General features: G+C 56.7%; 12 protein-coding genes. 6 read left to right on the top strand and 6 right to left on the bottom strand.

The features are described from left to right. The first annotated feature begins 510 nt into the window (after positions 1–510). Positions 511–1,743 carry a DUF1559 domain-containing protein gene (locus LOC70_RS15615; protein WP_230254939.1) on the top strand — a complete coding sequence of 411 codons (1,233 nt, stop codon included), beginning with the start codon at positions 511–513 and terminating at the stop codon, positions 1,741–1,743. A gap of 160 nt (positions 1,744–1,903) precedes the next feature. After that, positions 1,904–2,077 carry a hypothetical protein gene (locus LOC70_RS15610; RefSeq protein WP_230254938.1) on the top strand — a complete coding sequence of 58 codons (174 nt, stop codon included), beginning with the start codon at positions 1,904–1,906 and terminating at the stop codon, positions 2,075–2,077. A 117-nt stretch (positions 2,078–2,194) separates the two neighbouring features. Here the strand turns inward: LOC70_RS15610 and LOC70_RS15605 are convergent, their stop codons facing one another. Continuing rightward, positions 2,195–2,821 (bottom strand): phosphoesterase, encoded by a 627-nt coding sequence (locus tag LOC70_RS15605; RefSeq protein WP_230254937.1) that lies wholly within the window; start codon positions 2,819–2,821, stop codon positions 2,195–2,197. A 49-nt stretch (positions 2,822–2,870) separates the two neighbouring features. Next, the gene (locus LOC70_RS15600) at positions 2,871–3,584 is read right to left on the bottom strand and encodes a DNA-3-methyladenine glycosylase (protein ID WP_230254936.1); all 714 of its coding nucleotides are present in this window, start codon (positions 3,582–3,584) and stop codon (positions 2,871–2,873) included. Positions 3,585–3,594: 10 nt separating this feature from the next. Here LOC70_RS15600 and LOC70_RS15595 point away from each other — a divergent pair, with 10 nt between their 5' ends. Next, complete coding sequence (locus LOC70_RS15595) at positions 3,595–4,812, top strand: amidohydrolase family protein (protein WP_230254935.1); 1,218 nt, start codon at positions 3,595–3,597, stop codon at positions 4,810–4,812. Here LOC70_RS15595 and LOC70_RS15590 read toward each other — a convergent pair. The 4 genes from LOC70_RS15590 to LOC70_RS15575 all read right to left on the bottom strand — a co-directional run bounded on the left by LOC70_RS15590 (position 4,743) and on the right by LOC70_RS15575 (position 10,086). Beyond that, positions 4,743–5,528: a CPBP family intramembrane glutamic endopeptidase gene (locus LOC70_RS15590; RefSeq protein ID WP_230254934.1), complete on the bottom strand. Its 786-nt coding sequence runs from the start codon at positions 5,526–5,528 to the stop codon at positions 4,743–4,745. The two genes, LOC70_RS15595 and LOC70_RS15590, sit on opposite strands and share 70 nt — an antisense overlap. A gap of 9 nt (positions 5,529–5,537) precedes the next feature. Beyond that, a complete protein-coding gene (locus LOC70_RS15585) occupies positions 5,538–7,388 on the bottom strand; it encodes an ATP-binding cassette domain-containing protein (RefSeq protein ID WP_230254933.1) in 1,851 nt (616 codons plus the stop codon). Between the two features lie 129 nt (positions 7,389–7,517). Next, positions 7,518–9,287 (bottom strand): ABC transporter permease, encoded by a 1,770-nt coding sequence (locus LOC70_RS15580; protein ID WP_306796904.1) that lies wholly within the window; start codon positions 9,285–9,287, stop codon positions 7,518–7,520. Positions 9,288–9,522: 235 nt separating this feature from the next. Further along, on the bottom strand, positions 9,523–10,086 hold the full coding sequence (locus tag LOC70_RS15575; RefSeq protein ID WP_230254931.1) for a DUF4416 family protein: 564 nt from the start codon (positions 10,084–10,086) through the stop codon (positions 9,523–9,525). 206 nt (positions 10,087–10,292) lie between these two features. Between LOC70_RS15575 and LOC70_RS15570 the strand changes: the two genes are divergently transcribed. From LOC70_RS15570 to metX, 3 genes are all read left to right on the top strand, one after another. Beyond that, complete coding sequence (locus LOC70_RS15570) at positions 10,293–11,420, top strand: pyridoxal phosphate-dependent aminotransferase (RefSeq protein ID WP_230254930.1); 1,128 nt, start codon at positions 10,293–10,295, stop codon at positions 11,418–11,420. A 60-nt stretch (positions 11,421–11,480) separates the two neighbouring features. Next, on the top strand, positions 11,481–12,800 hold the full coding sequence (locus tag LOC70_RS15565; protein WP_230254929.1) for an O-acetylhomoserine aminocarboxypropyltransferase/cysteine synthase family protein: 1,320 nt from the start codon (positions 11,481–11,483) through the stop codon (positions 12,798–12,800). Between the two features lie 282 nt (positions 12,801–13,082). Further along, positions 13,083–14,891, top strand: coding sequence for a homoserine O-acetyltransferase MetX (gene metX / locus LOC70_RS15560; RefSeq protein WP_230254928.1), 1,809 nt, complete (start codon positions 13,083–13,085; stop codon positions 14,889–14,891). The last annotated feature ends 32 nt before the right edge of the window (positions 14,892–14,923 follow it).

Genomic DNA, 14,923 nt, shown 5'->3' with positions numbered 1-14,923 from the left:
CCACCCGTTGGGTGGACGGCGGACTGGGTAGCCTCTCGATGATTTGCAGAGAGGATCACACTGAAGACCTGTCGCAGATAAGCCGATCAGTCCGCGAAGTTTTGACCGTCGGCTTCTGTGGCCCAGAAGCGTAATTGAACGCGGAATTTTGCAACAGGAGCAAAATCGGAAAGGCTGATGCTTTTCACGTCTGGCCCAATGCCTTCACACCCCCAATCGACGTTGCACCCAGACCCACCCGGGAAAACGCGAGCCCAGAAAGGACCAAAAATTCTGTTTTTCCGAAATCGGCCGACACCTTCAATCTGAGCAGGTGTTAATCCATTGAGTTTGCAGTAGCGGTCGCGAACGCACCTTCAATGTCGCAGGAAGTTCGGCGATTCCTCGTTATCCGATGATGCCCAAACTGACCGCCAGGCTGACGTGCGTGCTTCCTAGCCAAGTGTCTTTTACCTGTATCAATCGCTGCATGTGCCATTTATCGGAAAACAGATTTTCGCAGAGGACTACATGAACAAACGTTTCGAACGCCACCAAGGATTTACATTGGTGGAACTTTTGGTGGTCATTGCCATCATTGGTGTATTGGTGGGGCTGCTGTTGCCGGCGGTGCAAGCGGCGCGGGAAGCAGCTCGCCGCATGAGCTGCAGCAACAATTTCAAGCAAATTGGCCTAGCCGTTCACAACTACCACTCCGCCTACAACAACCTTCCCGTACAAGGAAGCGGCACGTACGCAGTCGGAGGTCGAGATCCCTGGGACACCAATCCGAACGGCGACATTTCGTCGAATATGCGGCTTTCGTTCTTGGTGGGCATCACTCCTTTCTTGGAGCAACAAGGACTCTGGGAACAAATCTCCAATCCGCTGGCAGTGAACTCGGACGGCAGTGTCCGCAGTCCATCTTGGCAGTCCATGGGACCTCACCCTGACCGCGTCCAATACCCACCATGGGCAACCGAGTTGGCAACGCTGCGTTGCCCAAGTGATCCGGGCAAAGGCCTGCCCTCGCTCGGGCGAACGAACTACGCGGCTTGCCACGGTGACTCCGCTGTCTATTCACGGGATTCTTATCTCGACGTGGATGAGGTCAGCGAGGGCGGCCGCTTGCCTTACATTTCAGACACGGCGCATGCCAACGCTTCGAGTGCCTCTCATCGCGGCATGTTTGTCACCGGTCGTCAGATGAAGTTCCGAGACACGTTGGATGGTTTATCGAACACCATCATGTGCGGTGAAATCACAACGGACCTCGGTGACAACGACAAGCGGACCACCGTCGCTACCAACACCGGTGCTCACGCCGCACCAAACGAGAAAAATCAGTGTCGTTTAGATCCCTCGTATGCTGAGCCCTATATCGATCCAGAGCGACCACAGTTTTGGACCAGTTCGATCACGAAATCGACGGTTTGGGGCCGAGGCTATCGCTGGCACGATTACATGCCACCCTACACCCAAATGACAACCATCTTGGCACCAAACTCCCAGCTCTGTTCGGAAGGTTCTGATCACCGTGATGTGGTGTCACCACCATCGAGTCGACACCAAGGTGGCGTTCATGTGCTGATGGGTGACGGAGCGGTGAAGTTCATCACGGACTCGATTGAGGCGGGCAATAAGAACGCTCCTCAAGTCTCCGATCGTGCCGGATCGCCTACCGCCGGAACCAAGAGCCCCTACGGTTTGTGGGGTGCGCTTGGATCGCGTGCTGCCAAAGAAGTCATCGATGGCGAATTCTAGTCGCCAAACTTTGATTTGAGATTGACGACCTCGATCTGCATGATCGAGGTCGTTTTTTTGATGTGTCTCGAATCGCCCCTGGCCAACAACTTGCCGTCGGTTCATTCGGATCTCAATTTCCACCATCCAATTGCCCTACGAAGACAGAAAGAACTTGGACATGAAAAACTGGATCATCACTTTTACATTCCTCGCGTTAGCCGGACTATTCGCGGGCTGTGGCTCGGAAGGAACGAGCAACGTCGCTAGCGATGCCGACGCGCAGGCATTGGCCGACTACGAAGCAGCTCTCGCTGAAGCCGATGCCATGACCGAAGGCTACGAGGGCGAATAGAGACGTTCCAATAAGGAATCGTCGTGTGGCGGATGGTTCATATCATTCGCCCGCGGCGATCACTCAATGCTCCCGGGCACTCGATAGGCCGAAGAAGGCGTCGAGTCCCACAAAGAATCATGCAGGAAACAATGCATCGAGCGTGAGTTGGCTCCAAGTTTCCAACTGGTCTCTGTCTTGGCGAAGCTTTTCGATGGAGACGAATTGCCCTTCGGCGAGTTCGGCTTCGTTGCTGGACACATGGGGCTGTTCCAAGATGAATCGGTGCACGACACCGAGATGGACACGCCCGACTTCGTTGCTCGGGTCGTACAGCAATCCTTCTCGCTGATCGACATAGGGTGATCCAATCGTCACCTCTTCTTCCAATTCACGACGCATGCCAATGGTGTAGGGATCTTCTTCGCCACCAGCGTCTTCTTGGCTGATGTGTCCACCCACACCAATGCTACGTTTAGCATGCAAGCGAGTCTCGCCCGATCCACCGCCGCGGGTGTACTGAAACCACTTCACGGCTCCATCGGCCGGGTCCGTCCACTGCATCACCACGTAGGGAATCAACTGCTTGAAGCTCGGATCCGACTCCATGGCCCCGCGTGGTCGATAAGACAATTCATCACTGGCCAGAATTGGTTGCAGGAACCGATCCACGTCTCGCTCAAAGCCTTCCAATTGCCCGATGGATTCAATCAAGGTGACGGGAATGACGAGGACGTGCTCTTCGGTGGCGGAAGGGTTGGACATGCTGTGCTGGTTAGTCGAATGTGCGGTCTTAAAAATGCCCGGAACGGGTTCACCCGAAAGGGAACGGCAGTGTACCGAATTCAGCCTCGATGGAATCCCGCCTGGGCCGGCGGTGTTGCCGTGCCAAGCCACTGACAAATCGGTTTCCGTCCAAGAAGAAACGCAACTTGCGTTCGGCGGACTGCGACACTCCGATTCGGGCTGTTTTCGAGATGCGATTGGCTGCGACGGGAACTTTTTGAAAGACCTGCCAATTTGCATCCTTTTGCGGCAACTTGCCGTCGCATCTACGGTCAATCTGCATCGCTTGGCAAAGCCGGCCTGGCCCCGTCGTGAGCTGAGTTTTGGTGCGATCAGAGAAATCGGTCTGACGCCGATTTGTCATCAAACGTTGCACGCCCCAAACCGGCTCGATCGCACGAATCAACACCGCGGATCCCACCCCGTGCCCCTCCGTCACCAAGTTGACACAGTGTTTCGCATGAATCGGGTAAACATAGAGCGTTCCCGGAGGACCAAACATGGATGCGTTACCCGGCGTCATCCCGCGAGCACTATGACTCGCGGCGTCTCGCCGAGACAGGTAGGCTTCGGTCTCAACGATCCACCCGCCCAACCATTCACCATCGACTCGTCTCGCGAATCCGCAGCCGATCAATTCGCGTGCAACGATGGCCGGGGAGCGATCATAAAATGATTCGTCGAGTTGCCGAGGCTCTTCCGACCATTTGCCGCGACTCTTTGGTTCTCTGCCTACATCCATCTCAATTACCTTGTCCCAAGCCACGCATCAAACCTATCGCGCCCGTTGGATCTTGCCCATCGAATCGCCCCCGATCAGCGATGGAATCATGGTTACTTGCGACGGCGTCATTCAGCGGATCGGACCATTCCGTGAAGCATTCGTTGAAGGCCCATTGAACGAACTTGGCGATGTCGCGGTCTTGCCTGGTCTGGTCAATGCGCATACCCACCTCGAATTCAGCGACCTCGAAAAACCAATTGGCGAGCCCGGCATGGAGTTGGCCAAATGGATCCGGGAGGTCGTTGCGGCTCGAATCTCCGTCAGCAATGAAGCTCGACTCACACGAATGAAAACGGGACACGCGGAAGCCAGCGGTTCCGGGACCGGGCTCATCGCCGACATCGCGACTCCTCCCATTCACGAATTCTTTGCAGACACGATCTCTTTCGCGGAGGTGCTTGGACTCAGCGACGAACGCGGCAACGAACGCGTTTCACAAGCGGAGATGCATACTGCCGCGAGCAGCCATGCGAACGCTCTTTCCGGGATCAGCCCGCATGCTCCGTATTCGACACCTCTCTTGTTAATTGAACGCTGTGTCCGGCACGCGCAAGAGCACAACCAGCCGCTGGCGATGCATGTGGCCGAGTCGCCAGCCGAGCGAGAGTTGCTGCAAAGCGGCAGGGGACCGTTTGCTGAATCACTGCAATCGATGGGACTCCAACCTGAACAACACTTTCCCTGGCCGAGCCGTGATCCCATTTCAGATCTGATCCGGTTGCTTGCTCAAGCCCCTCGATCACTGATCGTTCACGGCAACGATCTTCGCACGAACGAGATCGAGACGCTGGCGGAATTCGAGCATTGCAGCGTGGTCTACTGCCCGCGGACACATGCGTTTTTTGGACATGCTCCACACCCCGTTTCTGAACTAATCGATGCGGGTGTGAAGGTCGCTTTGGGAACCGACTCTCGCGCAAGCAACCCAGACCTCAACCTTTGGGGCGAGGTCCAGCACCTGCTCCGGCATCGTCAAGACATTGCCCCCGAAACTGTTCTTCGGATGGCAACCGCTAACGGGGCCGATGCGTTGGGCCTTTCATCAACGCACGGTCGACTTGCCCCAAGCCACCCCAGACGTGTCCTCACCCTTTCAACCACGGCGTCGACGTTGGATCAGCTTTGGCTCGACTTCTCGTCGTCCTCACCGGAGTGGTTGCCGGAACGACCAGCTCCCCAAAGCTGAACCGCGTCGTAAAGAGCATGTGCCGTGATCGGAATTAAAAGGTTTCCAGTCATGATCAACAACACGCCAAAGTACAGACCCATCAGTGCGGTGATCGCGATGTAAAGCTTGGTAATGGGATGAAACATTCCAAATGCGAAGGAAGAAACCAACCAAGCGGCAGTCAATTCCCAGCCACCAACACGAGACCACCACTGCGTCAAAGTGTCTTCTGGCCAAGCAAAGGCGGTGACACTGTTTGGCAGATCACCCAGCCATCCACCGTAGGCCCACCATCGCGAAGGGGCTTCCAGATCCGGCGCCAAGACAACCGCATCGCCCGCCAACCACGGCATCAACCATCCGCGAAAAAGCAGTTCTTCACCGACGCCCGCACAGAGACTGATTGCGAACAGCTCCCACGCGTTGAGCTTCAACATCAGCCCGATCATCGGATGATCGCTTAGCTTGTCGAGCTCTTCGATGGCCGGATGCTTGATCCGCCGAAGCACAGCAACAAATAGAAGCAACGGAATCGTCGCAACGATGCCCAAACCAATGCCACCCACGACCGCCGACATGGATCCTTCGCTCAGCGGCGGAACCAAATCACGCGCACTGGGGCCGAGAAAATACCCGAGAACCAGCGCCAGTGCGCCGAGCCCCGCTTCGACCATCACAGCGGTTCGAAAGACGTCGTCTGGGGTCTGCTCTTCGTCCGTGCTGGCTTGGCTCACACGCCTCTCTCAGGATGGGCTTCGGTGTCGGTAGGGATTGAACAACAGATAGTTCAGGTGGCGATACAAATCACTGCTGTTTAGCAATTCCGTGTGGCGGCCTTCGCCAACCAAATTTGGCCCATTGAGCAACATCACACGATCACAAGAACGTAACGTCTTCAAACGGTGTGGCAACACGACCACCAACGAACCGGCATCCGCCAAATCACGCAAAGCATTCAGACACGGGTCCTCGTTGACATGTTCCGTCGGGGCAGGAGGCTCTTTCGCCAGCACGATGGGCGGGCGATGCAACATCGCGCGAGCGATCCCCACCGCGTACCGCAGATCCGTTCCCAAGGAATCAGAATCATCCGTCGATCCCAAGTTAGCCCCAGGTTCGATCATCGTTTCCAAACCGTCGGGCAGACGCGTGATGCGTTCGTAGATCCCCAAACGCTCCAACGTTTCGACCATATCGCGGTTGTCGACACTTCGGTCCACACCGGCCATCAGGTTCTCTCGCAAAGTCCCATCCCAGAGCGGGCCATCAGGACCAATCCACATGACGTTCTTAGCCAGCGCCTGAGGATGAACATCCAGCAGCGAGATCCCGTCGATCTGCACCTTGCCACGATGAGGTCGGCCAAACCCCATCAACAGCTCCAGCAAAGCTCGCGTCGAAACATCTTCGGTTCCAAGGAAAGCAACGAGCGATTTTGGTCGCAACGAAAGACTGAGGTCCTTCAAGATCGGTTTGCCTGAGGAGTCTTGTAGCGAAACATCCTCCATCGTCACGCAATCACGTAAACCACCCAAACCGACACGTTGCTCACTCGGTGACACTTCGCTGTTGGGCTGCAAATACAGGTAGACCGATTCGCACGCTTTGCTGCTGCGTCGAAGCTGCCGATTCAACTCGCTCAATCGCGCCGCGGCCAGCGCCGCACCCGTCAGAGCCAACCCCAAAACCAATGCCGATGGCAAACTCAAACCTTGTTCGCCTTGCAGGGTGTTCAATCCCAGTCCCAGCAACATCACACCAATCGCGATGCCACCGGCCATCATCATCAATGGCCACAGTCGACCGCGCCGCGCGTCATCACCCGCGATACGGCGGTCCAGCGCCTCGAGCTCCGCTTGGTACGCCTGGTCGGCCAAACCGCCAGCTTGCAGACGAGCCATCATGGGCGCGTCGCCAATCAAACCAATCAACCGATCACGAATTTGCGGGATCTCAAAACGTGACAGCTCGAGCCAATCCGGGTTGCGAAGTTTGGCATACAAACGCCACAAGGCGACGCCACTGATCACGGCAAGGATTGCCAACCAAACATTGACGAGCAGAGCCAATGTCACGCAGCCAATCAACATCAACACGCTTCGTGGGATCGATCGATACCAAAGCGAAAGCCCGCGTCCGACTTCTGGAAGGTGTCGTCCGATGATCAATCGGGCTCGTTCGCGTTGCGCCGCGGCACCTTCGACCTCTGCCCGACGCAGACTCTGTTTCAGTGTTCGAGTGTGCAACATCTTGATCACGCGTCGCGCGCGTCGATCGGCCGAACGCCGATGCAGCCAGACCGCCATGCAGAACACCATCGCGATCAATAGCGAAGCAAAGACCAAGCTGAACAGCTGAACCACTTTGCCTTGTGCCAAGAAAGCCGCCGGCAAGGGCACGGCCAAATGCGTGCCGAGTCGCACCGGAGACTGGTTCAGCCCGGTCCCTTCATCGACCAGCACCGCAATGATGCCGAAGACCAAGATCAGGACCGGAATGATCAATCCCGCGATCGCCGCCCACACCAAGTGCAACGGTGCACCAGCCGCCTCCGGTTCGCGGCGAGGTTGTTTCAGACTGGAAAAGCGATTCACCGTTGCGAGCCTCGTTGAAAATCAAGCCACCGTTCGTTTGTCATCCCGACCGCGTTTGTTGCGATCGAAGATCCGTCACGACCGGCCTAGGATTCTCGTGACCGAGTTTTCCTGCAACAGATGCGGCAATCAAGCCAAATCGCGATCCTCGAACAACAACATCGCAACCATCCAGATAGCGACGACAAACACCACAAGATAGTTGAACGCCGCCGCCAGGTAGATCAGGGGGATCGCATTTCCAGCGTCCACCGCCGCCTGGACATTGAACGAGTTCAAATTGGGTACCACCACGGCTATCAGTTTACCAACGAATCCGACCAGCTCGGTGTTTTCTCTCGCAGAAGCCACCAACGGGCTCAGCAAGTTGCCAACGACGTAAATCGCGAAACAGGTGATGAAGTTCGCGAGCAATGGCAAACGAGTCGCCAGAGCCACCGCGATCCCGCCAATCGCCATCGTTTCCATGAAGTACAGACCGAGGATTGGCAACGTGGTGATGATCTCTTCGTGGCCCACTTGCCACGGCGGTTGCTGCTGGCTGGTTTCGCGAGCGTCGTAAATTGGCTTGTAAGAAAGAACCACCAACAGCACCGCAGCCAAGATCACGAACAGAACCAGCACGGCCAGCATGATGCCGGTGTATTTCCCTAAGATGAACGAACGTCGACTAACCGGTTTACTGAGCACCGTCAACGCGGTCCGTCCATCGATCTCGTCACTGACCGATGTCCCGGCACTCCATACCGCCAACAGCATGCCCAGGACCATGATCATGGTCACGCCGCTGTCCTTCAGCAGGCGAATGTCGTCGCCGAGAGTGTTGAACGGGAAGATTCCAAACAGCAACACGGCAAAGATACCGATCGCGAGCAGCAAAAGATAAAGCGGCTGTGCCATCTCGTTCTTTGCCGTTGATAACGCCAACGCCCAAACACGAGGCGCCGCTTGGCGTAGTGCCATGAACCCGGTCATGGTCAAGAAGAACGCCACGGCCGTGAATACGATCGAAGACGCTTGCGGCACTTGGGGCAAGTTCTTGAACGTGAACACCACTCGCGCGGTGTCAATTTCTTGGTTGTAGATGTGCAACTTGGACGGGTCACCGGGAATCGGTGGTTGCTCCCGATCTTCGTATTTGTAAGTGATCGCTTCGGTGCTGCCGGGGTTCAGCTCAATGGGTGCTCGGCTGAACGCTTCGGCTTTGTCCGAATCGGCCAGAAAGACTTTTTTGTCGCTTTCAATTCGCAACTCAGCAACGTTGCGAAAGTTGTATGCGATGTCCGCAGGCAAAAACTGCGGCGTGTCTGGGTCTTCCGATGGTTCAATCATCGCGACTTCCACCACAGTCCCATCACCGACCAAATTCACCGCCGGGATGCTTTCCAAGATCGCCATTGGCTTTTCGACAAAGGGGCTGGATCCCAAACCGATCACGGCGAACAAGCCCAGTGTTCCCAAGATGTAGGGAATCACGCCCTCGCCCAGGATCGACAACCATTCCGCCCGAGTCCGGTGCCACATGCCGTAGATCAGGCCGAACCCCAGGATCATTCCTAAAGTGACCAGAGGCAGGAACAGCAACTGGCCGTTTTCACCGCCTTGGGGCACGTAAAAGAAACACAGAATCCCGGAAAAGATCACCCCCGCGATCAACGAGAACGTCACACCGCGTTTTGGATCGTCAGCCAAATTTCCCAACCCGGGAATGAACGACAGGATGCTGAGAATTCCGTGAACAACAGCGGTCGCCACCACGCCCAGCAACAGGCCAATCGACAGAACCCAAATGGGTGTCACGAACACGGGCAGCCATTTACCCACCTGGGCCAGCGGCAGCATCTCCGATCCAAAACCGGCGAAATCGGACATCAGTGAAATAGCAGACCCAGCAATCATGCTTGGCGACTCGTGTCGAGAAAAGTACGAAATGAACCTTCGGTCAGGCTGCTACGCGAGACCGTCCGTTTTGGTTTGCCGATCCGCCGCGGTTTCCGCTGATTTGTTCGCTGCTCGTTTCGCTGCTCGTTGGCTTCGCGGCAGATCTTGGTTGAAACCTGGGTTTTCGCCTCCATCATCAACTGGCAACTCGTCCAGACGGTCGCCCTGACGCCAAGCAGCGACTTCGCACCAGCTACTTTCTCCCCACGCGAAAACCGCCGGTGGCCTTCAAATGTTCGCGTAAGCGGGCCCGGCAATCCGCCGCGAAATTCGCGACCGCGTCGCTGCGGTAATCCGGGTAGCTCCACCGGTGATGGATCCAGCGTTTGCCAACGTAGTTCAACGTGACCTCGGCGAAGATCCCCTCTCGCAAATAAATCCGATGATCTCGGTCTTTGATCGTCGCCAGCACCAACTTAGCCTGGCTGACGTATCCCGGGTCCAAATTCAATGGCCTGGATTCGGCCCCGTCGAACTCCTCCGCGAATTCGGCTTCCCACTGATTCGTCTCGGTTTTCCAATCCGCCAAACCACCCGGGTCGGCAAACGCTGTGATCGCCACCAATTCTTTGACCAGTCCATCGCCCATTTCGTGCTCGTAAAAACCGCCAGCCTCGAAAGGGCAGGGGGGTCCGGTTTCGGCCAGTTCGCCCCAGCGGCCCGCCAAACGCTGCTTGGCCCACTGGCGAGCCGACTCATGCCGAGAAATCACGGCACAAAAACGCACCACGGGTTCGACCAACCGAAGTTCACCCATGGACTCGTTCGTCTTTGCGATCGGAAAACATCATTGTTCAGCGAAGCGGTTCGCGACAGGAAATTGGATACGAATCGGCGGCTATCGAAGCCCCGCACGGATGATATCCTGGGCAACCCACCGAGTAAAATTCACCCCCGCATTTCGCCGCCAACGGTCGATCTGGGGTAACTGCACCACGTTCCTTCTACTTGCAGTGAGTCAACATGCATCCTTGGATCGCCGATCGGACCACGTCGTTTGACAGCAGCGGAATTCGCAAAGTCTTCGACTTGGCCGCCAAGCTAAAGGATCCGATCAATCTGTCGATTGGGCAACCGGATTTTGATGTCCCGGAAGTGATCCAAGACGCGACGGTCGATGCGATTCGCAGCGGTAAAAACGCGTACTCCCCCACGCAAGGCATCGCTCCCCTTCGCGAACGATTGTTGGCTGAAGTGCGGACCAAGTACCCCGGCCAAGATCGCGACGTGTTCATCAGCAGTGGCACTTCGGGCGGCTTGGTCCTGTCCATGTTGTCGATGATCAATCCGGGCGACGAGGTCATCTTTCTGGACCCATATTTTGTGATGTATCCGGCACTGGTTCGTCTGTGCGGCGGAGTCCCGGTGAAGGTCAACTCTTACCCCGACTTTCGGCTGGATCCGGCCAAAATCGAAGCGGCCATCACTCCCAAGACCAAGATGATTTTGGTCAACAGCCCGGCCAACCCAACGGGTGTCACCGCGACCGAAGACGACCTGCGAGACGTCGCCGACTTGGCCGCGAAACACAACGTCGCGTTGCTCTCGGACGAGATTTACAGCTGGTTCTACTACGACGGCGATTTTGCTTCGCCGGCCAGTCACAACCCGGACACGATCGTGATCGACGGGTTCAGCAAATCGCACGCGATGACGGGATGGCGGGTCGGCTACGTCCACGGACCACCCGAAATCATCTCCACGATGCTGAAGATCCAGCAGTATTCTTTCGTGTGTTCGCCTCAGCCCGCTCAATGGGGCGCGCTGCGAGCCATGGAGGTTTCCTTGGACGGACACATCGACGATTACCGTCGCAAACGCGACTTCATGGTGCAGCAGTTATCCCCGCACTTTGAATTGACCAGCCCCGGTGGCGCGTTTTACCTGTTCCCCAAGGCTCCCGCAGGTGAAACGGGCTCCGCCTTTGTGGAACGAGCCATCGAGGACGGTGTGCTGATTATCCCCGGCAATATCTTCAGCGACCAGGATTCTCATTTCCGCGTCAGCTTCGCCGCCGACGATGAGACGCTCCGCCGAGGAGCTGAACGCCTGATCAAGCTGGCTGGCGACAATTCCTGTTCGATTTGTTAGCCTGCTGCGTTCTTCCCACAGCAACTTTCATTTCCAAACCATCCCCGATCGAGTTTTTGCATGTCCGCCGATCCGACCCAAAATCATCGTCTGGCCACCCGTGCACTTCACGCTGGACAAGTCGCCGACCCCACGACCAAAAGTCGCGCGGTGCCGATTTACGCCACGACTAGCTATCAGTTCGACAGCACGGATCATGCAGCCAATTTGTTTGGCTTGGCTGAATTTGGAAACATCTACAGCCGTTTGATGAACCCCACGGTTGATGTGCTGGAAAAACGAATCGCGGCTCTGGATGGCGGAGCCACCGGACTGTGCTTTGCTTCCGGACAAGCCGCCATCACCGCAGCCGTTTTGGCGATCGCTCACAGCGGCCAAAACATCGTCAGCAGCACCTCGCTGTATGGCGGAACATGGACCCTTTTCACGCAAACCCTGAAGAACCTGGGCATTGAAGTTCGCTTCTTCGATCCCAACGAGCCTGAAAAGATTCACGAACTGGTCGATGAGAACACTCGCCTGGTCTACATGGAGAGCATCGGCAACCCAAAGAACGATGTGCCGGACTTCAAAGCCATCGCCGACGCGGCCCACTCGGCACCTCACGGTGCAATCCCCGTCCTTTGCGACAACACCGTGATGACGCCTTATTTGTTGCGTCCGATCGAGCATGGCATCGACATCGTGATTTACAGCACGACCAAGTTCCTCGGCGGACACGGAACGCACATCGGTGGATGCATCGTCGACAGCGGCAACTTCAAGTGGGCGGACCAGCCTGAAAAGTGGCCTGAGTTCTGCGGCCCCAGCCCTTCGTATCACGGAGCCGTTTTCGAAGAGCACCTGCGTGGCATGGGCAACATCGCCTACAACGTTCACATCCGAACGCACTGGTTGCGAGACACCGGTGCCGCGATGAGCCCATTTGCCGCGTTCCTGTTCCTGCAAGGTTTGGAAACACTGCACCTCCGCATGCCTCGTCACTGCGAAAACGCAATGAAGGTGGCTGAGTTCTTGGAAGGTCACGAAGCGGTTGAATGGGTCAACTATCCCGGTCTGAAGTCACACGCTCACAACGCAATGGCAGAGAAGTATCTGCCGGAGGGCAAAGGCGCCATCCTCGGCTTCGGCATCAAAGGCGGCATGGAAGCTGGCAAGAAGTTCATCAACTCCTGCCAACTGTGCTCGCACCTGGCCAACATCGGTGACGCCAAAACCTTGGTCATTCACCCCGCCAGCACCACGCACCAACAGTTGTCCGAAGACGAACAACGTCGTGCCGGCGTCAGCCCAGAATACATTCGCGTCTCGGTCGGAATCGAAGACATCGACGACATCCTGGACGACCTGAAACAAGCCCTCGCCGCTGCCACCGCGTAGCACCCGCGATCGGCCAAGGCCAAGCGAGAGCCTGTCTGGGTCCACCGGCCAACGAACCCGGAAAACGAATCCGGACAACGCCGCCTGGCAACGACACTGAACGTCCAGACTGCACAATCGATCGCCCGGACGTATTATCCGGCGGGCGAGTGAACTGAAAACGGTTCACACCGCCTCGCCTCAATCTTTTGACTAGGTTCTCATGAAGCCAGAGACGACATCCGTCGCAAACGAGCCCCATCGGGAACTCCGCTGCTGACACGCTTCGAGAACGACGAGTTTATGGGCGAGCCAAACCAACACGATCTTTCCAGCACCGATGATGTTCGGACGGATGCGCCCCTGGCACACGCAAAGTATGTGACCTTCGACGAACCGCTTCGTTTGGAACGAGGCGGCAATCTCCCTGAGGTCCGTTGCTGCTACGAGACCTGGGGCACTCTCGACCAAGATGCCTCCAACGCGATTTTGGTTTGCCACGCGGTCTCGGGTGACTCGCACGCCGCTCGCCATGCACCGGATGATCAACCGGGATGGTGGGATGGACTGATCGGTCCCGGGCTTCCCATCGACACCGATCGTTTTTTCGTGGTTTGCCCGAACGTATTGGGCGGTTGTCGCGGCAGCACCGGTCCCGGCGACACGGACCCCACGTCCACGGATGCCAAACCCTACGGCGCCAGTTTCCCTCGGATCACCATCGGCGACATTGTCGAAGTTCAAAAACGACTGGCCGATCATCTTGGTATCACCAAATGGCGAGCCATCGTGGGCGGATCGTTGGGTGGCCATCAAGCTTTGCAGTGGGTCAATCGCTATCCCGATTCCACACACACCTGCGTCGCGATCGCCACATCGCCGCGACTGAACAGTCAATCGCTTGGCTTCGATGTCATTGCACGTAACGCGATTCAAACCGACCCGCACTTCGCCGGCGGGCAGTACTACGACCAACCTCAACGCCCCGACACCGGATTGGCCATCGCTCGAATGCTTGGCCACATCACCTACCTATCGGTGGAGGCGATGGAGGCCAAGTTTGATCCTGATCGACATGATCCACGGCAGATCGCTTCGCAGTTCGAACAACGCTTCAGCATCGGTTCTTACTTGGCTCACCAAGGCCAAAAGTTCACCACGCGGTTCGATGCCAACAGCTACGTGACGCTGTCCATGGCCATGGACCTATTTGATCTGGGCGGTACGCGACTGAAGTTAATGGAAACCTTTGATGAGGCGACCTGCGATTTTCTAGTTGTTAGCTTCAGCAGCGATTGGTTGTTTCCACCGGCGCAGTCTCGCGACATCGTCAACGCACTCACCGCACTCGACAAACGAGTCACCTACGCGGAAATCACGACCAACGCCGGACATGATGCGTTCCTGATCGCAAAGGATATCGCGACTTACGGTCCGTTGATTCGCGAGCGTTTGCGAGAAACGGAAACTCATCCGGCCGTCGCCACGCAGAACACGCTTGGCGTCGACGAAGAATCCATTTTGAACATCATCCCGGCTGGATCGAGCGTCCTGGATCTTGGTTGCGGCAACGGCGACTTGCTCGCCGCCATTCGTGACCGACACGTGACACCGGGACATCGTTTGATGGGCGTCGAAGTCGCTCAAGGAAACATCTTGGCGACCGCCATGCGTGGCATTGATGTGATCGACTACGACCTGAACGATGGTTTGCCGGCCTTCATCGACAACCAATTCGACTACGTGATTCTCAACGCCACGCTACAAGCCGTGCAAAACGTGGTGGAGCTTCTCAACGAGATGCTTCGCGTTGGACGTCATGCCATCATCAGCTTCCCAAACTTCGCCTACCGAAAACTTCGCGATCATTACGTCACACACGGACGATCACCGAAAGCCCCAGGCGAGTTCGACTTTGATTGGCACAACACACCCAACCGTCGATTTCCCACGATCGCAGACGTTCGCGAATTGCTCGAACAGATGAACGTGGTGGTGGACCAAGAGATCTACTGGGACGTCGGGGAACGGCTTCGCATCGAGCCGGACAACGATCCCAACCTCAACGCTGACACCGCGGTGATTGCATTTCACCGCGAATGCCAGCCGTAGGGTTTCTGCATCAGGTCAGAACGACCTGGTGA

The sequence above is a fragment of the Rhodopirellula halodulae genome (assembly GCF_020966775.1).
GTDB lineage: Bacteria > Planctomycetota > Planctomycetia > Pirellulales > Pirellulaceae > Rhodopirellula > Rhodopirellula halodulae.
This window is presented reverse-complemented; position numbering and strand designations above follow the sequence as displayed.